Origin of the sequence: Synechococcus sp. MEDNS5 (assembly GCF_014279875.1) — a bacterium.
GTDB lineage: Bacteria > Cyanobacteriota > Cyanobacteriia > PCC-6307 > Cyanobiaceae > Synechococcus_C.
In genome coordinates this window covers 512,792-530,931 of record NZ_CP047952.1, presented here as the reverse complement: position 1 = coordinate 530,931, position 18,140 = coordinate 512,792, and the positions used below count along the sequence as shown (strand labels likewise).

Below are 18,140 nucleotides of genomic sequence, written 5' to 3'. Positions count from 1 at the left end.
GCCGCGGCTTCACTCTGTAAAGTGAGAGATTGCCTGAACCAGGTCGGCGGGCCTGGAACAGTTTCCTTCGCTCTGCTCACTGGGCAGACCGCCAACCCTCCATGACTGTCACCTCCACTGATCCCGTTCAGGATCCTGCTGTGGAAACAGCTGAAGCCCTCACAAACGTGCCCGAAGCAGCAGCGGAAGTTGCCGACCAGGCTGATTTCGGCACGGATGAGGATCTCAGCATCCCCGACGACATCCCCACCGCCGACGACCCGAGCAGTCGTGCCGCAAACCGGGACATGGACAACGCCGGCTTCACTCTGGATGAGTTTGCGGCCCTCCTCAGTAAGTACGACTACAACTTCAAGCCAGGCGACATCGTGAACGGCACGGTGTTTGCCCTGGAATCGAAGGGCGCCATGATCGACATCGGCGCGAAAACTGCCGCCTTCATGCCTCTTCAAGAGGTTTCGATCAACCGGGTGGAAGGGTTGAGCGATGTGCTTCAGCCAGGCGAGATTCGCGAGTTCTTCATCATGAGTGAGGAGAACGAAGACGGTCAGCTCTCACTTTCCATCCGCCGAATCGAATACCAGCGTGCCTGGGAACGGGTTCGTCAACTCCAGAAAGAAGACGCCACGATCTACTCCGAGGTGTTTGCCACCAACCGCGGTGGTGCCTTGGTGCGTGTGGAAGGTCTGCGTGGATTCATCCCCGGGTCCCACATCAGCACCAGAAAGCCCAAGGAAGAACTCGTTGCCGATTTCCTTCCACTCAAATTTCTCGAAGTCGACGAAGAGCGCAATCGCCTCGTGCTCAGCCACCGTCGCGCGCTGGTGGAGAGGAAGATGAATCGCCTGGAAGTGGGCGAAGTTGTGGTGGGAACCGTTCGCGGCATCAAGCCTTACGGCGCTTTCATCGACATCGGCGGGGTCAGCGGCCTGCTTCACATCTCGGAGATCAGCCACGAACATATTGAGACACCCCACTCAGTGCTCAATGTGAATGATCAGATGAAGGTGATGATCATCGACCTCGATGCCGAGCGTGGACGCATCTCGCTGTCGACCAAAGCCCTTGAGCCTGAGCCGGGTGACATGCTCACCGACCCTCAGAAAGTGTTCGATAAGGCCGAAGAGATGGCGGCCCGTTACAAGCAGATGTTGCTTGAACAAGCCGAGGAAGGCGAAGAGCCCCTGGGCTCGATGATGGTCTGAGTTGCTGAGCCCCCTTGGCTCATTTCAACCTCCGGGGCCATCGCATTGGTCCCATCGATGGGGTGCTGTTCGACAAGGACGGCACCCTTTCGCATAGCGAGCCTCAGCTCAAGATCCTGGCTGATGCCCGGATCGCAGAAGCCAGGCGTCAGTTCGCAGCTCAGGGCGCCTCGAGCGAGGACATCAACGAGCTGGAAGCGTTGCTGGTTCGCACCTATGGACGCAACCAGGATGGGGTGCTTCCCGACGGACCCTTGGCTGTGGCTTCCAGGCAGCACAACATCCTGAGCACAGCCACTGTGTTCGCACAAATGGCTCTGGGTTGGCCCAAGGCCTTATTACTGGCAGAGGACATCTTTGATCGTGTTGATGTCCAGTGGCATGCACTACATCCCCATGGACATTCCGTCTCCATGTTGCCGGCAGCCTCCACCATGCTTCGATCGCTGAAGGACGCCGGTGTGATCTGTGCCGTGATCAGCAATGACACCACCGATGGCATCCAAAGGTTTCTGAGGCATCACAATCTCACCGACCTATTTGCGGCGGTATGGAGTGCTGACTGCTTGCCCTGCAAACCAGATCCAGCTGCGGTCCACGCCCTGTGTGCACAGCTCAACCTATCGGTCGATCGCTGCGCTCTGATCGGTGATGCTGACACCGATCTGTTGATGGCCAAGCGTGCGGGGATCGGGGCCGCCATTGGCTACGTGGCAGGTTGGCATCGCTCCCCTGATCTCACGGCTCATGACCATCTGATTCATCACTGGCAAGACCTCACCGTGGTCCAGCCATCAGGACGACCTTGATGCGGGAACTCCACGCTTTACAGTCCGACGAATTCATCAGCCCGGTATGAGTCGCTACGTCTTCACCTCCGAATCGGTTACAGAAGGACACCCCGACAAAATCTGTGATCAGGTGAGTGACGCCGTTCTCGACGCCCTGCTGGCCCAAGACAGCAGCAGCCGAGTGGCCTGTGAAACGGTGGTGAATACCGGGCTTTGCATGATCACGGGTGAAGTGACCTCAAAAGCCCAGGTTGACTTCATCCACCTGGTTCGTGATGTCATTCGAGAGATCGGTTACAGCGGTGCAAGGGCCGGCGGATTCGATGCCAACAGCTGTGCCGTTCTCGTCGCACTCGATCAACAGTCTCCCGATATCGCCCAAGGTGTTGATGAAGCCGACGACCACGAGGGAGATCCTCTCGACAAGGTCGGCGCCGGCGATCAGGGAATCATGTTCGGCTACGCCTGCAACGAAACCCCTGAGCTGATGCCGTTACCCATCAGCCTGGCGCACCGACTGTCCCGGCGGTTGGCCGAAGTACGTCACAACGGCACCCTGGATTATCTGCTTCCAGACGGCAAAACCCAGGTGAGCGTGGTTTATGAGAACGACAAACCCGTTGCCATCGACACGATCCTGATCTCAACGCAGCACACCGCTGAGGTGGCTGGAATGACTGACGAACAGCAGGTTCGTGAACGCATCAGCGACGACCTCTGGACCCATGTGGTGGAACCTGCAACGGCCGATCTTCCGCTGAAGCCTTTGAAAGACTCCACGCGCTACCTGGTGAATCCCACAGGCAAGTTCGTAGTGGGTGGCCCCCAGGGTGACGCTGGACTCACAGGCCGAAAAATCATCGTGGACACCTACGGGGGTTATGCCCGTCACGGCGGTGGTGCCTTCTCTGGCAAAGACCCCACAAAAGTGGACCGTTCGGCAGCTTATGCAGCCCGCTACGTGGCCAAATGCCTTGTGGCTGCTGGACTTGCTCAACGCGCTGAAGTGCAGCTCAGCTATGCCATCGGGGTGGCCAAGCCGGTCTCGATCCTGGTGGAGTCCTTCGGAACCGGCAAAGTTTCGAATGCTGAACTCACCGAATTGGTGCAACAGCACTTTGATCTGCGTCCGGGAGCCATCATCCAGCAGTTCAAATTGCGTGAAATGCCCTCTTTGAGCGGAGGACGCTTCTACCGCGACACCGCTGCCTATGGCCACTTCGGCCGTCCCGACCTCAAGCTGCCCTGGGAAGATGTCGAGAGCAAAGCATCAACCCTGCTTCAGGCTGAAGCCAGCCGTCTTCAACAGGGCAACACCCTCTGATCACAGGCGTTAACACCATGGCGAACACGCCGCTTGCCCTCGGCATCGACCTGGGAACAAGTGGTGTGCGGATCGCCGTGATCGATGCCGGCCGGTCGCTGCTGTTCAGCGCCGCGACCGGCTACCGCCAGGGTCTGCATGCACCGTGTGACTGGATTCGGGCTCTGGAAGAACTCATCCCATCCATCCCCACGCCGCTCCGCAGGCAGCTGGGGGCTCTCGCTGTGGATGGAACCTCCGGCACGCTGCTCGCATGCACCCATCAGGGGGATCCACTTGGCGATGCACTGCCTTACCACCAGGCCTGTCCGGAACAGATCGAGCACGTGCGTGATCTGATCACCGAGGACGGTCCTGCCTGCAGCTCAAGCAGCAGCTTGGCCCGTGCTCTGAGGTTGCTGCAACAACATCCGCAGCCTGTCTTGCTGAGACACCAGGCCGATTGGCTGCATGGGTGGCTTCTCCAGGACTGGCGCTGGGGAGAAGAAGGCAACAACATCCGGCTGGGCTGGCTGTTGCAACGCCAGTGCTGGCCGGAAAGTTTTCACGGAGAAGCGTGGATGGCGTCGTTGCCCGACATCCGCCCGAGCGGATCGCCTCTGGGAACGCTTTCAAGGCAACGCTCCAGAGACCTCGACCTACCCGATGACCTGATCGTGGTCGCCGGCACCACGGATGCCAACGCTGCGGTGCTGACGGCCGATGCAGCAGACGATGAGGGCATCACCGTGCTGGGCAGCACCCTTGTGATCAAGCGCTTCATGGATGAGCCACTCAGGCCTGGAGCCGGCACCTCCACCCATCGGGTGGGTGGCCGATGGCTTGGAGGAGGAGCGTCGAACAGTGGAGGAGCCGTGCTTCGTCAGATATTCCCAGGCATCGACTTAGCGGAACTAAGCCGTCAGATCGATCCCGAAAGGTCCAGCGGGCTCGATCTACGACCGCTGGCTTGCCGGGGAGAGCGCTTCCCCGTGGATGATCCGACTCAGGAACCCGTGCTCACGCCTCGCCCCGTCAGTGATTCGCTCTATCTCCATGGACTGCTTGAAGGGCTCAGCAAAATCGAACGGGATGGGTGGCAACGCTTGCAGCAACTCGGAGCTCCGGCACCCAAAAAGCTCGTGACCTTGGGAGGTGGCGCCAGAAACCCGCAATGGCGACGCCTGCGCGAGCGAATGCTGGGACTGCCGATTCGCAGCTGCACCACCCCCCCGGCTGCAGGAGTCGCCCGTCTGGCGCTCACCGCTCTGCAACAAAAGTCCCCTGCGGCGAACCATTCCGAGTGAGAATTGGTTGAGCTTCTCTGAACCCTTGCCCAACCGACTGCGTGACGTCCTGGCTGTGGGTCTGTTCCTGGTTCTCGCGGGCTACGTGGGGTTCAGCGGCTTCCGCCTGGCGCTGTTGCTTTGGCAGCGCTTCGGTTGAAACACCTTGACCGCTCTTGATCCCCATGGCTGCCGACCCTCTCACCCCTGAAGTCAGCGACCGCATCTGCCGTCATATGAATGACGACCACAGCGATGCCGTACTGCGCTATGCCCACCATTACGGCGGGGTTTCATCCGCAACAGCGGCAACGATGAAAGAGGTCACAGCTGACGCGATGACCTTGGAAGTGAACAACCAGGCCGTGCGCATCCCCTTCGACCATGTGCTCACTGACAGCGAAGATGCGCACAGAACCCTGGTGGCCATGCTTCGGGCCATGCCAGCGCCTGTGACCAGAGGGGAATCCTGAGAACAGCGCTGAAGAGCATGCATTGCTGACTCCCCTCAAGGATTGCCTGAAGGATCTGCTCACCACGGCCTGCTGCCCCTGCTGCAAAAGGGAGATTGAACGTTGTCCTCGTCAGGGACCGTTCTGCAGAGCGTGCTGGCAACACTTCGCCCTTCCTGCGCGAGGTTTGCATGGCATCCATCCCTACCGCTGGACGGCGGCGGGTTGGTACGACGGAGAGCTGCGGCAACTCATCCTGCAACTGCGGCGCCATCCGGACACCCGTCTTCTTTGTGCACTCACCGAAGGCCTCGGTGCAACGCTGCCCAACGATGCCGTTCTGGTTCCCATTCCCGGCTGGAAAACTGAATCCAGAAGCAATCCACTGCCCTTGATGATCTGTCGGTCCCTGCAGCGGAGCACCCGATCGCTGCTGAAGCGTTCACGGCCGACCGTCGGCCAGCACCATCTCAACCGCCAGCAGAGGATGGCGAATCAACGGGGCAGCTTTGCTGTAGAACCTGGGGTGCCGGTCCCCCGATCTGTGCGCAATCCCGAAGGGGAACCGCTGGAACTCTGGCTCGTGGATGACATTCTCACCAGTGGAGCCACGGCCCAGGCTGCAATGGACGCCCTGAACGACCAGGGAGTGAAGGTGAGTGGAGTGATCTGCCTCGGCAGAACGCCCCTTGGACGCACACGGTGATTTAAGATCTCCATGTCGCGCAGACAACGCGCCGGGATAGCTCAGTTGGTAGAGCAGGCGACTGAAAATCGCCGTGTCCCCAGTTCAAATCTGGGTCCTGGCATTCCGCCAATCGTTCGTTGATACGTTTTCCTGTCAATGACGATCGTCAGTTCAACAATGCCGACGGCTTTGCTATGGCATTCGATCCTGCATGGAAAGATTGTCATGGCAGAGGGTTGCTTTCTGGGCTCGATCTTGATGAGCAAATTGAAACGGTGATCAAAACCTTTGATGATCATCCATTCATCCAGTCCAGCCCCCAACAGGCACGGCAGGTCGCCAGATTTCGTGTGAGGTTGCTTGATCTTAATGGCTGAATCAGGGGCTTGATCGCCTCAGGCACTGAGCAGATCAATCTGTTCTTGATCAACAGCTGAATCTTCAATATTTTCTTCGACTACAGGGTCTATTTCTGCATGATCCAGCTGGGGATCATCCACGTACACCGTTTCGTCGACCGGCTCTTCGGAAGCTTCAACAAGCCGAAGATCAGGCGCGGAAGGCTCCTCTGTCAGCAACCCATGCAGATGACGCAGCCGGTCACTGCTCTGCGTGAGCAGCTGTTGACTCTCCTCGTCGTTCGCCGTTGGGTGGTCGGCTTCAACCTCAAGTTGCTGGATTCGCTGTTCCAGCGAGAGCAACCGAAGCGTGAGGGATTCTGCAATCTCACTCACGGCATGGAGCTGTCGACTGAGCTGCTGCACCGTGGCCAAGGAGGCATCACCAGAGGTCATAAGAAGTAAGGACAATGCATTCTTCGTGGATCGTATCGATCGTGAAGATGTTGTCCAGCAAGGAGATCTCAACCAGCACCGATCCCGGCGCAAAGCGTCCTAATCAACAGGACACGTACTTCAAGAACAACAGCGGTACTGTGACTGGCAAAGGGGAGGACCGATGACAGCATCATCTGCGACCATCATCCGCTCGCTCACAGCGGAGCTCGCACCGGAGATGGAGCGTCGATACAGCATCGGGGGAGGGGTTCTGCGCATCAATGTGAAGCCAGATGATCGAACCCTTTGGCAAGACACACTCCTCTTGATCGATGAACCAGGGAATATTCTTTTGGCGTGCGAAAGCAGCTCCTGCGCCCTGGAAGCCACGCAACTGACCTGGGTTGTTGGGGCCGCAATTCGCAACACCTCGATTGACCAAGCCGAAGCGATCGTGAACCTGCTTCAAACACTCGGAGTCGAGCCATCCCTTGCTGAGGCGGTACCGGAACACTGCCCAGGCCTCGCAGGGGAGGTGACCTGGGCGTTCTATCTCGAGCGCCACGGCTGGCTAACGGCCTCCCCGATTCTTCCAAGCAAGCCAGTCGCCAGCGAATCGCAGTGAACGGTTGGGATCAGCAGCGGATTGTTGAGCTTGCTCGACGAGCACGCGTGTTTGATCCAGGGAGCTTGGATGGCGTTCCCAAAAACCTTCTCGTCATCTTGATTCGCGCCAATCAAGACAAAAGACTTCTCCACCTCGGTGAACTCGAACAACTGTGCGCTTGGTCTGGCGTGAACGCAAAAGCTCTGATCCAGCTCCAGAACCAGACCGAAGACCTGGTGAACCAGGCACGACACACTCTTTTGAGCCAGCTACCTCAGCTGACGCGACCCGGTGGCGGCCTCCACCCCGAAGAGCGGGCGCAGGCCTGCTGGAACGACTGCTTTCAGTTTCTGCGGATCAGCTTCTACGGCGTGGCACTGCAGCGAACGGCCATCACCAATGCCAGTGGAATGCATGCTCTTGCAGAGCTCTACGCCTATCTCGACGTTCCCGTCCCAGCTCTGTTGACGCTCCTCGATGAGCTGGCGGAACTCTGCAAGACCCAAGCTGATGCAGCGGATGCCAAGCAAGAAACAACAGCCCTGAGTGAAACCCTCCTGCACATCAGCAGGATGGTTCGTATTTCTCAACATCATGACGAGACCAAAAGTTTCTGAAGTGCACCCCCAAACCATGGGAAAAATGGCGCCCGTAACTGGTGATTTGTACCTATGGCATCCCCCCAACTCAGTTATCCCCTAACAACCATGAACTGCAGGGTCGGCGATTTGGGAGGGCTAAAGCCTCAGGAGCTACGCACCGTTAATCCAAGCCGAAGCGACCGCAGTGTTCAGATCGAACAGGCTTACCGGCAGATTTTCTTTCACGCCATGAAGCGTGATCGGGACGAAGCCCTTGAATCCCAGATGCGCGATGGCAGCATCACAATGCGTGACTTCATTCGTGGCCTGCTGCTCTCCAGACGGTTTCAGGAGGGCTACGTCGCCTGCAGCAGCAATTACCGCTTGGTCGATCAGCTGGTTGGACGCGTCCTTGGGCGCTCCGTTCACGGCGAGTGCGAACGCATCAGCTGGTCGATTGTGATCGGGGAGAAGGGTTTCACAGCATTCGTTGAAGCCCTGCTGGACAGCAGCGAGTACATGGACAGCTTCGGCTATGACCTCGTGCCGCAGCAACGATCGAGGCTGCTCCCCGGACGGGCCCTCGGTGAAACGCCGATTTACCAACAGTTCCCGCGCTACGGGGCCGGTTGGCGGGATGCACTGCAGGATCGGGCCCCAAGCGATCAAGCCGCTCAGATGCAACAGCTGAAGACCTCCGCGGCCTGGGTCAACGGCCAGCCTCCGGCCTTCGCGCTAAGGATCTGGCTTGGACTTGCCCTGGTAGGAGTATTTGAACTGGGACGGGTGGTCCTTACGATCGCTTTGGCAATGGCGAAAAGTTGACATGTCCACCACCGGATCTGCACCCCTCAACCTGCGTGAGTGGACGGCACCGGAAAATCTCTTGCCAAACGGTTCACCTCTAGTACCCGTTGATGCAAGAGGTGCTGACTGGCACGGGATCGAGCTGGGCGGACTCGATTTACGCGGAGCAAAGCTTTGTCGCTGCGATTTACGAGGCACAGATCTCAGTCATTGCCAACTTGATGGCGCGGATCTCCGCCTAGCTCGCTATGACAGCCAAACCGTCGTACCTGTTGGTTTCGACTTGAGCAACAGTGGAGCTGTTGGGCCCGGCGCCAAGCTCAACGGTGTCTATCTCAACAGCTCCGACCTGCGAGGCATGGATCTGCGGGGAAGCATGCTGCTTGGCAGCTATCTGAGTGGAGCTGACTTAAGCGGAGCGATACTTGATGGCGTTTCACTGGCCGGTTCAGATCTCCGGTCGTCCACCATGCGGGGAGCAATGTGCCGCGGGACACGATTCGGCACCTGCGAACTCGACATGGCTGATCTTCGCGGCGCTGACTTGGAAGGAGCTGTTCTAGAAACAGTCGAGTCGATCAGAGGCGCCGATTTTTCCCTCTGCACAGGGCTGGGCACTCAGATCGATGCTCTGTTGTCCCGATCAGTTGAAGAACTCGATTGCTGGAACCCAATAACACGCTCTACAACACGTGACAGCCTTGAATCGTTACGGGCTGCCAGGGCAGATTAGCCCCGGCCTGCCCACCTACAGCCACAAAGCCCTAACCCACAACTGCTTGGGGGCGAGGGAATTTGGCAAAAGGGTCACTCCACGCAACACGTGAACACACTTGATTGAGGTTTATAAAGAACACGTTCTGTCAGAACGCTTCTGACGGAGCATTGCATGGCGAAACGTCAGAGCATCCATGCCCTTTGGACCTGCCTCACTTCTAGGGGTCGAACGCTTCTCGGAAGAGAGTGAGGCACCATTCGAGCTGATCCCTGGCGATGACGATGCCCGAAAAGAACAGATCATTCGGGCGGTGTACAAGCAGGTTCTTGGCAATGCTTATGTCATGGACAGCGAGCGTCAGGTTGTCGCTGAATCTCAGTTCAAGCTTGGAGAGATCAGCGTCCGTGAACTGGTTCGCCGCATAGCCAAGAGCGACCTGTATCGCAGTCGCTTCTTTGAAAGCTGCGCACGCTACCGCTACATCGAGTTGGCCTTCCGTCACCTACTGGGTCGTGCGCCCGCCGACTTTGAGGAAATGCGTGGTCATTCTGAGCGGCTTGACAGCAGTGGATACGACGCCGACATCGACAGCTTCGTGGACTCTGATGAGTATCAGAACGCTTTCGGGGAATGGACGGTGCCCTTTCAACGGGGTTGGAAAACCGAAAGCTGTGGAACCATGCAGGAATTCACCTGGAGCTTTCAACTGTTGCGAGGCAATAGCAGCAGCAGTCTGAAAGGAGACCTTGCTGGCATCAGCAGCAAGCTCGGTGGTTCTGCATACCAGAACCGTGCCATCCCCGTGGTTCCACCGTCTTCAACCGAGTCCTTGGGATGGAGCTTCCGTCCTTCCCCAAATCTGCAGGATGCACCAACTCGCCTGGGGGTCGGCGCAGGCGAGCAAGGCCTCACGTATCGCGTGGAGGTCACCGCCTACAGCGCCAACAACGTTCGTCGGATCTCCCGCTACACCCGCAGCAACCGGGTCTTCTACGTGCCGTTCGACAAGCTCTCGGAGCAGTTCAAACGCATCCACCGCGAAGGAGGAAAGATCGCCAGCATCACACCGGTGACCTGAAGCTCCCCTCACTGAAATCACGTACACCAGACCACTTCAAAATCTCACCTGAACAATGGCCAGCAATCAAACATCACTCGGCTTTGGAGCAACCACGAAGTGGGGAGATCCAGTCAGCTTCCAGCGCAAAGGCCAAGCTGGTCAGAAGCCGGCCCTGACTATTGGGGAGTTCAAGAAGCAATCCTGCGATCAAATGGCGATCGGGGTGGGGCCCCGTAGTCACGCCGACTGCCCTCACCGTGTCACAAGCGAGTGCTACAGCCCGGAGGACAATGGTGCTCTAGAGACAGTCATTTCAGCGTCGTACCGACAGGTCTTCGGGAACGCTCATGTCATGAATTTTGAGCGGTGCACAGAACTTGAGGCTCAGCTCAGGGACGGCCGTCTGACCGTGCGTGATTTCATAAGAGGTCTGGCAAAGTCAAGCTTTTACAAGAGCCGGTTCTTCAACAGCGTTGCTCCACAGCGGGGTGTTGAACTGAATGTCAAACATCTTCTAGGGCGCGCTCCGGAAACTCAGGCTGAGATTTCTGCCATGATCACCCTGCAGGCAGAACAGGGGCAGGGAGCCCTCATCGACAGCATCGTCGATTCAGCTGAATACCTCGAGGTATTTGGAAGCGATGTTGTGCCTTATGCCCGCTCTTGGAGTTCTCCTGCAGACCTCTCGACTGCTGCATTCCCGATGCTGGCAGCTCTCGAGAAGAGTTTCGCCGGCAGTGATAGTGCCCGTGGAGGAAGCCCAGCGCTAACCAGAAGCCTGGCCTCCGGCATCGCTCCTCGGATCAGCGTCCCGAGTCAGGCCGTGGGCGTGCGTCCCTCCGCAAGCTTCACTTCTGGTCGTTTCAGCAGCAAAGCTCCTGGCATCACCAGTGGCAATGACTCCGCTCCGCTTCGCGGCGACGCATACGTCACCTTCGGTCTTGGTCAGCGTGAGCAGGAAACATTTCAGCGTTGCCCAGGAGACAGCCCGGATCAGCTCAATGCCCTGATTCGCTCTGCATACAAACAGGTCATGGGTAACCCCCACCTGATGGAGTTTGAACGCGCTCTGTCGGCAGAAAGCAAGTTCATTGATGGTTATTTGAGCACCCGTGAATTTGTGCGGGCTGTCGGCCTTTCAGCTGAATACAAGCGGCGATTCTTCGAAACCAACGCTCCTTATCGATTCATCGAGCTGAATTTCAAACATTTCCTCGGTAGAGCCCCACAGTCTCAAGCGGAGATCAGCGAACACACCAAGATCCTCGCCGAAGGTGGTTATGAAGCTGAAATCTGCAGCTACGTCGACAGCGTGGAGTATCAGAGCATCTTTGGTGAAGACACCATTCCATACGCCAGGATCCTCACCGAAAACGGCCGCTCCCAGGTTGCCTTCAATCGACATCTGAGCCTGGCAGAAGGCTTCGCAGCTAGTGACACGGTCCTGAGCAGCTCCTCTCTTGTCACCTCCGTCGCCACAGGAATGGTTCCAAGTGGCTGGAGTGCTACGACGACGCGAATCAACCGAACTGGAACACAGTCCGGCGCTCCTGATCCCACGAAGAAGCGCTTCCGGATTGTCGTAGCAACCCAGGCAGCTCGTTCACGTCAGCGCACCGCGGGAAACACTTATCTCGTCTCCGGCAAGGACATGTCCAGCCAAATGAAGTACATCCATGCACGTGGAGGCAAAATTGTCTCCATCACTGAGGTGATGTAAGAGCAGATCTAGTCCTGCCATAGGGGGCCGCAACCTCAAGCGGCCCTTATAGATTTCATACCCATTCCAGCAACATGACTGAGCCCACAACTCTTGCTTCACAACCCAACGTTGATACCAGTCATGCTGCTGAGGTCATTCAACAAACGTATCGCCAGGTCTTCGGAAACCGACACCTGATGGAGCTTGATGTCAATAGCTCCATTGAAGCACTATTCATGAATGGTGATCTCACCGTCCAGGGATTTGTTATGGCCCTCGCTCAGTCTGACACCTACAAAAAACTGTTCTTTGAGACCAATAGTCCCTATCAGTTTGTTGAACTTAATTTCAAGCATCTTCTTGGCCGTCCTCCTCATGATCAGGTCGAGCTAATGAATCATGTGAGGCTGCTGCAAGACGAAGGATTTGAAGCCGAGATGGCAAGCTATGTTTACAGCGAAGAATATTTATCAGCCTTCGGAGTCGATCAGGTCCCATACAACCGAGCCTCAGAAAGCATGGTAGGAGGACGAACCCTGAACTACACCCGATCAAGGGTTGTTGATGCCGGTTACGCCGGATACGACAGTGCTGATCGCCAGTCCAAGTTGCTGCAAAGCCTTTGCTCAGGCAACTCACCAGACGTGGTTGATCGCAAGAGTGTCGGAAACGCCAACTCCTTAACGATCAATTGGACGTCACGCCGCCAGGTTGGAGCCAATCGGCGCGCTGTACAGAAATCGGTGGTCAACCAGACCTCCATGTCGGCAACGATTCGCTCGATCCTCTCCCAAGGCGGAAAGATCCTTTCTATTGCGAAGGCTTAATCCTTAGCGCTTTTTCCACAATCCAGACAGGCAAATCAGTCATGATTGCCGAGTGGTCATACAAAGGCGACCCTCAAGAACGCAATCACCAGATCCAAATCTAAAAACGGTTTTTCCCAATGCCAATTCTTCGCCCATTTTCAAGAGAACAACCGACTCAGAACACAGCTTTTCAGCAATCAGTAGCTGCCGCACCAATGGCCATGTCGATGATGATCGACTCAATGGTTAACATGATGCATAGCAATCGCCAGCCGCTGGATGAGCACAATATTAAAAAGTATGACGATTGAGCAATTTGTTGCTCAAAGTGTGGGTAAATGGCGTTCCATGAGATCAGGCCATTCTCTAGCTTTTCAACAATTTGAAGACGTTCTTAGCGAAGTAAGCATTGAATCCATCGAGAAATGCGATTCTGCTGTTCAGGATTTACTCTCAACCGCAACTTCTAACCAAGGACATAGCTCCGACATAGTCGCGCCATTCAGGATGGAATGGTCAGCCGAAAGTGACTGGGAGCCCGAAGATCCATCTCAAGTTTCATCAGGCTCGTGCCTGATCATCCCACTGAAAAAAAATGACTATTCTGGCATCTTGATCAGAAGTGTGGGGTATGCTGAATCCGAATTAGCAGAGTCGACATACCAGTTTTTAGACGATGGCACATTCTTGCTTACAACGCATTATGAGCAATCAATAGCAGAGGAAAGAATCTGGTTTGTTTCAGACAATGTTCGGTGCAGATCATCTGTATTGAAGACATCTGCAGGCTCAGGAGTTCTGCAAACCTCATTTGCCTCTGAAGTCAGACGAATTAAGGCCTAGAGATATATATGAGAAACTATACAGCAATTGCAGACTTTGCCAAGACTCTTGCAGGCACATTCGATAACATTAATCAAGCACAAGAAAATCCAAAGGATTACGCACGAATCAATATTGTTTTCCGACCATTACCATGGCGCATCTTTAAAGGACCAGGCTTTTATTCTGAGCAATGCTATGACTATGCTCCGTGGGATCCCTACCGGCAAGGGATACATCGGCTAGTACTAGATCAGAACTTGTTTGTAATGGAGAATTTTGCCTTTGATAATCCTCGCCGACTTGCCGGCGCTGGACGCAATCCCGAACTTTTGGACGAACTGCATTCAGAATCATTGAAGAGGCGCTGCGGTTGTGCCATGCATTTCAGATCCATATCACCTGGACACTTCGTTGGCAATGTTGAACCCGGGAAAAGTTGTCTAATTCCAAGGGACGGAAAATTGACTTATCTTGTCAGTGAAGTTGAATTCAATCAAACCTCCTGGATTAGTCGGGATCGTGGATTTGATCCAGAGAACAATGTGCAAGTCTGGGGATCAGAGCATGGGATGCTGCGATTCGAAAAAATCGCAAGTTTTTCGAATGAAGTCACTAACGAATGGCTCGAGCTTAAAACCTGAACAATGGTTGATTATGACAAACAAATGAAAACCTGGATACGTTCACAACATTTAATCTGTGTTGGAAGCGACTTTATTTTTGAAACTGTTGATCAAACTCAATTAGACAAGTTCGAGACTTGCATTAGAGCCATGGGGGGGAGAATTAGAACTGTAAAAGCCATTGGAAACTGGCCAATGGGACCTAGACGATCATTCAAGATCCTGCAAGCAACTGCTAGTGTTCCACGACCTGGCGGCGAGGCTTTGGTGACATACTGGGCCAAAAAGGGAAGCAAAACAACAAGGTACTCTGAGATATCTTCTTGACAATTGAGGCTCACTCGTCAAACCATCCCATCCAAGTATCCTGAGTAAAGTCAGTGTGCTTGCTCCACCTTCTTAAAATAGTCGTGGAATCGAATTGATATCCCTTAGATGCAGCAATTGCGATCACGTCATCTTGATTGAGGGCTGCCTTGATTTCAGCTTTGAGATCAGGATCCTGGCGAACCATTGTAATGAATGATTCCAAAGATAAATCTTGCTTTACGTTAGAGGAGGAATCCGTCATACCAAAGACTGCTCAATAGAGATAATCACATTGTAGATCAAATTCCATCCATGAGCATGGCACGCCATGAGGCAACCTTCCGAAATGCCCAGGACCAATGCTCAACAGGTACGACAAGAATCTTTGCCAATTCTGCATCACTCAAAGTCTTACGATCCAAAGCAAGATATAGCTGCCATTCACTCGATGAAAAAATAAATCCCTTGGAAGCTGCATAATCAATAATATCCTGGTCAGTCTCACAAGCCTTCAGACCAGTGGCAATTGAATGGTCATACACAACAGCCTGGATGAATTCTTTAATCGGAGGTGGATTCATTCTCAACAACTTTCAATCCACAAAGCAAAGTTGACACTTGTACAAATCATTTGAAGCACTAATGGCCCCCCAGGACAACGCAAAAGACGCCATGGAATATTCTTTTCTAGAACACCAGAATCAATGGTGATCTTTGGAGGACTTGTTGCCTGTTCGTAAGGTATCAATGCAGCACCAGTCAATGCTGGTTCAATAGAGTCGACGATTGTTTTCAACTGATCGATAGTTGTGATCTCGTTCAACTCGGATTGGACATCCTCCCGTGCTTGAACGGCAGCGACGAATTCAGAGAGCGCTTGCTCACGCTCAGGGGACACAGGCATCGTGTTGCGACGAACCGATCGAATAGTACCAAAAACAGGTCTTTGCATTTTATTACAGCAACAGCAGTCTGAGCCGACAGCACTCATGGATGGAGTAAGTTAAAGTTTAAATATTGAATCCTAAAGTAAATATTTCCTTGCGTATAAACAATAATCGTGGAACATAAGCTCTAAAATTATTCAGGAAATCGAAGACTGCCTTTGTCACCTTTATCAATTCACCCGAGCAAATAAAACTATGCCAGAGCGTTTCGACAACTTGGTTGAAGGATTGACAGAAGATCGTGCCATGTCTGTGATTCTGGCCGACCCAGAGACATTGGATCGACCTGTCGACAAATATATGGCTGCGACGAGGTTGGGAGCTAGCGACACTGAGGAATCCCTTGATGTCCTCATTAAGGCAGCAGAATTAAGTCCGGAACATCTGTTTGACCGAATCACACGACGAAAAGCCATTGACGCCCTAGGCCGCAGAAAAAGCACTAGGGCATTACCTACTCTGTTTCGCTCACTGTCTTGCACAGATGAGGCTGCAGTCATTAACGCTGTTGACGCCATCACAAAAATTGGTGCACCACTAACAGAAAGCGATCAGAGAAGCTTGATCAAGGCACTCGCTGGGGAAGATATCCAAAAGCGAGCAGTCATCCAGGCCTTTTGCAGGCTGGAAATCAACAAGGCAGAAGAGGCAATACGCCCACTCGCGAACGATCAGAATCCGCTCGTCTGCGGTGCAGCCAAAGCATATTTAGCAAGAGTGCACAAAGAGACCTCCGGTCTAGATGATCTGGTTCCCCAGCTGATCGATCCCATCGCTGGTCGACGCCGATCCGCCGTCATTGACCTTGGCGATGCTGGTGATGTCACAAGATTGGAGGCACTGGTTACGGCACCTGTGTCCATGTCATTACGGGCAAGAAGCGCTTTCCAGCTCGTCGATCCCAACAAAACATGTCACGTTCCTGATGAATATTCAGAATTAATAACGCAACTTTTGCAAGACAACCCACAACATTTAAAGCTCAGACAAGAGTGGGTCTGCCCTGTTGACGCAATTGAAATCGAAAATAATCTTCAACACCGAGACGAAGCACGTCAATACGGTGGTGCTTTGAGCCTAATGAATATGGACAAACGAAGCAGAATGGAATTAATTAATGAAATTAAACAAAAATTATGGAGCGACTATGTTACTCACTATTACTTAACATCAGTCATCAGCCTTCAAGGCTTGTCCGAAAGGAGTGACTTGATCTGCCTAGCTCTGGCCGAAACGATCCCTCAGTACACAAAATCGAGGATTGCAGCAGCCTGGGGTTGCCTGAGATTGAGGCTGACTGATCAGAAGCCCCTCCTCGAGGAGCTTTCAGTCTCAGCTAACTGGCTACCACTGAAGTGGACCTGCAGGCAGGTACTTAAACAGTTGTCATGATTAGTGTCTGCTTCAGTAACAACCAGGTCAAATGATGTCGTGGTGTTACCGATTTTTCTTTTGTCAACTTGTGTGTCCTGACACGCTTGTCTGGGAGTTAGGCAAAAAAAGCAGGGTTACTGTCCATCTTGATGCGGAATGCATCTCCCCAAACAACGTATTCCCCAACCCATGCTCGACGCATTCTCCAGGGCAGCTGTCTCAGCCGATTCCAGCGGCTCTTTCATCGGCGGCGGCGAACTGGCCTCTCTGAAGTCCTTCATTGCCGATGGCAACAAGCGCCTCGACGCTGTTAACGCCATCACTTCCAACGCTAGCTGCATCGTTTCCGACGCCGTTGCAGGCATCTGCTGCGAGAACACCGGTCTGACCGCCCCCAACGGTGGCGTTTACACCAACCGCAAGATGGCTGCTTGCCTGCGCGATGGTGAGATCGTTCTGCGTTACGTCTCCTACGCCCTGCTGGCTGGTGATGCTTCTGTTCTCCAGGACCGCTGCCTGAACGGACTGCGTGAAACCTACGCTGCACTGGGTGTTCCCACAGGTTCCGCCTCCCGTGCCGTGGCCATCATGAAGGCCGCTGCTGGTGCCCTGATTACCAACACCAACAGCCAGCCCAAAAAGATGCCTGTGACCACTGGAGATTGCTCCAACATCGCCGGCGAAGCTGCCAGCTATTTCGACATGGTGATCAGCGCTATCAGCTGAGCCAGAGATTGAATTTCTGCACATCTGAACACCCCCCTTTTTCATCATGAAGTCCGTCATCACCACCGTCGTCGGAGCAGCCGACAGCGCTTCCCGCTTCCCCTCTGCCTCCGACATGGAGTCCGTCCAGGGCTCCATCCAGCGTGCTGCTGCTCGTCTGGAAGCTGCTGAGAAACTGGCCGGTAACTACGACCAAGTTGCTCAGGAAGCTGTCGATGCTGTGTATAACCAGTACCCCAACGGAGCTACCGGCCGTCAGCCCCGCAAGTGCGCCACCGAGGGCAAAGAGAAGTGCAAGCGTGACTTCGTTCACTACCTGCGCCTGATCAACTACTGCCTGGTCACCGGCGGCACCGGCCCCCTGGATGAGCTAGCCATCAACGGTCAGAAGGAAGTGTACAAAGCACTCAGCATCGACGCTGGAACCTACGTTGCTGGTTTCTCCCACCTGCGTTCCCGCGGTTGCGCTCCTCGCGACATGAGTGCTCAAGCACTGACCGCTTACAACCAGCTGCTCGACTACGTTATCAACTCCCTGGGCTGATTATCAG

At 54.6% G+C, this 18,140-nt stretch carries 25 protein-coding genes and 1 tRNA gene; 22 read left to right on the top strand and 4 right to left on the bottom strand.

Translation table 11 applies throughout. The features are described 5' to 3' along the window. Positions 1 to 101: 101 nt before the first annotated feature. From SynMEDNS5_RS02550 to SynMEDNS5_RS02515, 8 genes are all read left to right on the top strand, one after another. Positions 102 to 1,205: a 30S ribosomal protein S1 gene (locus SynMEDNS5_RS02550; protein WP_186584152.1), complete on the top strand. Its 1,104-nt coding sequence runs from the start codon at positions 102 to 104 to the stop codon at positions 1,203 to 1,205. A gap of 14 nt (positions 1,206 to 1,219) precedes the next feature. Then, entirely contained in the window at positions 1,220 to 2,014 is a 795-nt protein-coding gene (locus SynMEDNS5_RS02545) for an HAD family hydrolase (protein WP_186584151.1), read from the top strand. 46 nt (positions 2,015 to 2,060) lie between these two features. Continuing rightward, positions 2,061 to 3,320 carry a methionine adenosyltransferase gene (metK, locus tag SynMEDNS5_RS02540; RefSeq protein ID WP_186584150.1) on the top strand — a complete coding sequence of 420 codons (1,260 nt, stop codon included), beginning with the start codon at positions 2,061 to 2,063 and terminating at the stop codon, positions 3,318 to 3,320. A gap of 17 nt (positions 3,321 to 3,337) precedes the next feature. Next, complete coding sequence (locus SynMEDNS5_RS02535) at positions 3,338 to 4,606, top strand: FGGY-family carbohydrate kinase (RefSeq protein WP_186584149.1); 1,269 nt, start codon at positions 3,338 to 3,340, stop codon at positions 4,604 to 4,606. A 164-nt stretch (positions 4,607 to 4,770) separates the two neighbouring features. After that, positions 4,771 to 5,058, top strand: coding sequence for a DUF2470 domain-containing protein (locus SynMEDNS5_RS02530; protein ID WP_186584148.1), 288 nt, complete (start codon positions 4,771 to 4,773; stop codon positions 5,056 to 5,058). 22 nt (positions 5,059 to 5,080) lie between these two features. Continuing rightward, positions 5,081 to 5,743, top strand: a complete 663-nt coding sequence (locus SynMEDNS5_RS02525) for a ComF family protein (RefSeq protein WP_186584147.1) — start codon at positions 5,081 to 5,083, stop codon at positions 5,741 to 5,743. Positions 5,744 to 5,773: 30 nt separating this feature from the next. Continuing rightward, a tRNA-Phe gene (locus SynMEDNS5_RS02520) sits at positions 5,774 to 5,846 on the top strand. 16 nt (positions 5,847 to 5,862) lie between these two features. Then, positions 5,863 to 6,102 carry a hypothetical protein gene (locus tag SynMEDNS5_RS02515; protein WP_186584146.1) on the top strand — a complete coding sequence of 80 codons (240 nt, stop codon included), beginning with the start codon at positions 5,863 to 5,865 and terminating at the stop codon, positions 6,100 to 6,102. Between the two features lie 18 nt (positions 6,103 to 6,120). On the opposite strand, the gene SynMEDNS5_RS02510 is transcribed toward SynMEDNS5_RS02515, so the two are convergent. Further along, positions 6,121 to 6,519, bottom strand: coding sequence for a hypothetical protein (locus SynMEDNS5_RS02510; RefSeq protein WP_186584145.1), 399 nt, complete (start codon positions 6,517 to 6,519; stop codon positions 6,121 to 6,123). Between the two features lie 163 nt (positions 6,520 to 6,682). On the opposite strand from SynMEDNS5_RS02510, the gene SynMEDNS5_RS02505 reads away from it, so the two are divergent. From SynMEDNS5_RS02505 to SynMEDNS5_RS13060, 11 genes are all read left to right on the top strand, one after another. Next, positions 6,683 to 7,126: a hypothetical protein gene (locus SynMEDNS5_RS02505; protein WP_186584144.1), complete on the top strand. Its 444-nt coding sequence runs from the start codon at positions 6,683 to 6,685 to the stop codon at positions 7,124 to 7,126. After that, positions 7,123 to 7,725, top strand: a complete 603-nt coding sequence (locus SynMEDNS5_RS02500) for a phycobilisome polypeptide (protein WP_186584143.1) — start codon at positions 7,123 to 7,125, stop codon at positions 7,723 to 7,725. The genes SynMEDNS5_RS02505 and SynMEDNS5_RS02500 overlap by 4 nt, the downstream gene beginning before the upstream one ends. Before the next feature lie 54 nt (positions 7,726 to 7,779). Next, complete coding sequence (locus SynMEDNS5_RS02495; RefSeq protein ID WP_186584142.1) at positions 7,780 to 8,514, top strand: phycobilisome rod-core linker polypeptide; 735 nt, start codon at positions 7,780 to 7,782, stop codon at positions 8,512 to 8,514. 1 nt (position 8,515) lies between these two features. Continuing rightward, positions 8,516 to 9,229: a pentapeptide repeat-containing protein gene (locus SynMEDNS5_RS02490; protein WP_186584141.1), complete on the top strand. Its 714-nt coding sequence runs from the start codon at positions 8,516 to 8,518 to the stop codon at positions 9,227 to 9,229. Positions 9,230 to 9,407: 178 nt separating this feature from the next. Then, a complete protein-coding gene (locus tag SynMEDNS5_RS02485) occupies positions 9,408 to 10,292 on the top strand; it encodes a phycobilisome linker polypeptide (RefSeq protein WP_186584140.1) in 885 nt (294 codons plus the stop codon). Between the two features lie 55 nt (positions 10,293 to 10,347). After that, positions 10,348 to 11,994: a phycobilisome rod-core linker polypeptide gene (locus SynMEDNS5_RS02480; RefSeq protein WP_186584139.1), complete on the top strand. Its 1,647-nt coding sequence runs from the start codon at positions 10,348 to 10,350 to the stop codon at positions 11,992 to 11,994. 74 nt (positions 11,995 to 12,068) lie between these two features. Further along, entirely contained in the window at positions 12,069 to 12,803 is a 735-nt protein-coding gene (locus tag SynMEDNS5_RS02475; protein WP_186584138.1) for a phycobilisome rod-core linker polypeptide, read from the top strand. A gap of 119 nt (positions 12,804 to 12,922) precedes the next feature. Next, a complete protein-coding gene (locus SynMEDNS5_RS02470; RefSeq protein ID WP_186584137.1) occupies positions 12,923 to 13,096 on the top strand; it encodes a hypothetical protein in 174 nt (57 codons plus the stop codon). Beyond that, positions 13,086 to 13,628 (top strand): phycobiliprotein lyase, encoded by a 543-nt coding sequence (locus tag SynMEDNS5_RS02465; RefSeq protein WP_186584136.1) that lies wholly within the window; start codon positions 13,086 to 13,088, stop codon positions 13,626 to 13,628. Before SynMEDNS5_RS02470 ends, SynMEDNS5_RS02465 begins: the two co-directional genes overlap by 11 nt. Positions 13,629 to 13,636: 8 nt before the next feature. Next, entirely contained in the window at positions 13,637 to 14,251 is a 615-nt protein-coding gene (locus tag SynMEDNS5_RS02460; RefSeq protein ID WP_186584135.1) for a chromophore lyase CpcT/CpeT, read from the top strand. Positions 14,252 to 14,254: 3 nt separating this feature from the next. Next, entirely contained in the window at positions 14,255 to 14,560 is a 306-nt protein-coding gene (locus SynMEDNS5_RS13060) for a CpeR family transcriptional regulator (RefSeq protein WP_255440256.1), read from the top strand. Between the two features lie 10 nt (positions 14,561 to 14,570). Here SynMEDNS5_RS13060 and SynMEDNS5_RS02455 read toward each other — a convergent pair whose 3' ends face one another. Genes SynMEDNS5_RS02455 through SynMEDNS5_RS02445 form a run of 3 tightly spaced genes read right to left on the bottom strand, consistent with a single transcriptional unit; the run spans position 14,571 to position 15,446 of the window. Beyond that, on the bottom strand, positions 14,571 to 14,804 hold the full coding sequence (locus tag SynMEDNS5_RS02455; protein WP_186584134.1) for a Nif11-like leader peptide family natural product precursor: 234 nt from the start codon (positions 14,802 to 14,804) through the stop codon (positions 14,571 to 14,573). A gap of 37 nt (positions 14,805 to 14,841) precedes the next feature. Next, complete coding sequence (locus tag SynMEDNS5_RS02450; protein WP_255440255.1) at positions 14,842 to 15,123, bottom strand: Nif11-like leader peptide family RiPP precursor; 282 nt, start codon at positions 15,121 to 15,123, stop codon at positions 14,842 to 14,844. Between the two features lie 2 nt (positions 15,124 to 15,125). Then, positions 15,126 to 15,446 carry a hypothetical protein gene (locus SynMEDNS5_RS02445; RefSeq protein WP_186584132.1) on the bottom strand — a complete coding sequence of 107 codons (321 nt, stop codon included), beginning with the start codon at positions 15,444 to 15,446 and terminating at the stop codon, positions 15,126 to 15,128. A gap of 238 nt (positions 15,447 to 15,684) precedes the next feature. Between SynMEDNS5_RS02445 and SynMEDNS5_RS02440 the strand changes: the two genes are divergently transcribed. The 3 genes from SynMEDNS5_RS02440 (at position 15,685) to mpeA (ending at position 18,133) form a co-directional block, all read left to right on the top strand. Beyond that, on the top strand, positions 15,685 to 16,881 hold the full coding sequence (locus tag SynMEDNS5_RS02440; protein ID WP_186584131.1) for a HEAT repeat domain-containing protein: 1,197 nt from the start codon (positions 15,685 to 15,687) through the stop codon (positions 16,879 to 16,881). Between the two features lie 171 nt (positions 16,882 to 17,052). Then, complete coding sequence (locus tag SynMEDNS5_RS02435; RefSeq protein WP_011128866.1) at positions 17,053 to 17,589, top strand: C-phycoerythrin class 2 subunit beta; 537 nt, start codon at positions 17,053 to 17,055, stop codon at positions 17,587 to 17,589. A gap of 46 nt (positions 17,590 to 17,635) precedes the next feature. Continuing rightward, positions 17,636 to 18,133 carry a class 2 C-phycoerythrin subunit alpha gene (gene mpeA / locus SynMEDNS5_RS02430; RefSeq protein ID WP_011128867.1) on the top strand — a complete coding sequence of 166 codons (498 nt, stop codon included), beginning with the start codon at positions 17,636 to 17,638 and terminating at the stop codon, positions 18,131 to 18,133. The last annotated feature ends 7 nt before the right edge of the window (positions 18,134 to 18,140 follow it).

What these genes read in the sequence shown, in the direction of transcription:
- SynMEDNS5_RS02550 (WP_186584152.1), top strand. Translation starts at nt 102, where the DNA reads ATGACTGTCACCTCCACTGATCCCGTTCAGGATCCTGCTGTGGAAACA.
- metK (WP_186584150.1), top strand. Translation starts at nt 2,061, where the DNA reads ATGAGTCGCTACGTCTTCACCTCCGAATCGGTTACAGAAGGACACCCC.
- SynMEDNS5_RS02535 (WP_186584149.1), top strand. Translation starts at nt 3,338, where the DNA reads ATGGCGAACACGCCGCTTGCCCTCGGCATCGACCTGGGAACAAGTGGT.
- SynMEDNS5_RS02530 (WP_186584148.1), top strand. Translation starts at nt 4,771, where the DNA reads ATGGCTGCCGACCCTCTCACCCCTGAAGTCAGCGACCGCATCTGCCGT.
- SynMEDNS5_RS02510 (WP_186584145.1), bottom strand. Translation starts at nt 6,519, where the DNA reads ATGACCTCTGGTGATGCCTCCTTGGCCACGGTGCAGCAGCTCAGTCGA.
- SynMEDNS5_RS02505 (WP_186584144.1), top strand. Translation starts at nt 6,683, where the DNA reads ATGACAGCATCATCTGCGACCATCATCCGCTCGCTCACAGCGGAGCTC.
- SynMEDNS5_RS02495 (WP_186584142.1), top strand. Translation starts at nt 7,780, where the DNA reads ATGGCATCCCCCCAACTCAGTTATCCCCTAACAACCATGAACTGCAGG.
- SynMEDNS5_RS02490 (WP_186584141.1), top strand. Translation starts at nt 8,516, where the DNA reads ATGTCCACCACCGGATCTGCACCCCTCAACCTGCGTGAGTGGACGGCA.
- SynMEDNS5_RS02485 (WP_186584140.1), top strand. Translation starts at nt 9,408, where the DNA reads ATGCCCTTTGGACCTGCCTCACTTCTAGGGGTCGAACGCTTCTCGGAA.
- SynMEDNS5_RS02480 (WP_186584139.1), top strand. Translation starts at nt 10,348, where the DNA reads ATGGCCAGCAATCAAACATCACTCGGCTTTGGAGCAACCACGAAGTGG.
- SynMEDNS5_RS02475 (WP_186584138.1), top strand. Translation starts at nt 12,069, where the DNA reads ATGACTGAGCCCACAACTCTTGCTTCACAACCCAACGTTGATACCAGT.
- SynMEDNS5_RS02470 (WP_186584137.1), top strand. Translation starts at nt 12,923, where the DNA reads ATGCCAATTCTTCGCCCATTTTCAAGAGAACAACCGACTCAGAACACA.
- SynMEDNS5_RS02465 (WP_186584136.1), top strand. Translation starts at nt 13,086, where the DNA reads ATGACGATTGAGCAATTTGTTGCTCAAAGTGTGGGTAAATGGCGTTCC.
- SynMEDNS5_RS02460 (WP_186584135.1), top strand. Translation starts at nt 13,637, where the DNA reads ATGAGAAACTATACAGCAATTGCAGACTTTGCCAAGACTCTTGCAGGC.
- SynMEDNS5_RS13060 (WP_255440256.1), top strand. Translation starts at nt 14,255, where the DNA reads ATGGTTGATTATGACAAACAAATGAAAACCTGGATACGTTCACAACAT.
- SynMEDNS5_RS02455 (WP_186584134.1), bottom strand. Translation starts at nt 14,804, where the DNA reads ATGACGGATTCCTCCTCTAACGTAAAGCAAGATTTATCTTTGGAATCA.
- SynMEDNS5_RS02450 (WP_255440255.1), bottom strand. Translation starts at nt 15,123, where the DNA reads ATGAATCCACCTCCGATTAAAGAATTCATCCAGGCTGTTGTGTATGAC.
- SynMEDNS5_RS02445 (WP_186584132.1), bottom strand. Translation starts at nt 15,446, where the DNA reads ATGCCTGTGTCCCCTGAGCGTGAGCAAGCGCTCTCTGAATTCGTCGCT.
- SynMEDNS5_RS02440 (WP_186584131.1), top strand. Translation starts at nt 15,685, where the DNA reads ATGCCAGAGCGTTTCGACAACTTGGTTGAAGGATTGACAGAAGATCGT.
- SynMEDNS5_RS02435 (WP_011128866.1), top strand. Translation starts at nt 17,053, where the DNA reads ATGCTCGACGCATTCTCCAGGGCAGCTGTCTCAGCCGATTCCAGCGGC.
- mpeA (WP_011128867.1), top strand. Translation starts at nt 17,636, where the DNA reads ATGAAGTCCGTCATCACCACCGTCGTCGGAGCAGCCGACAGCGCTTCC.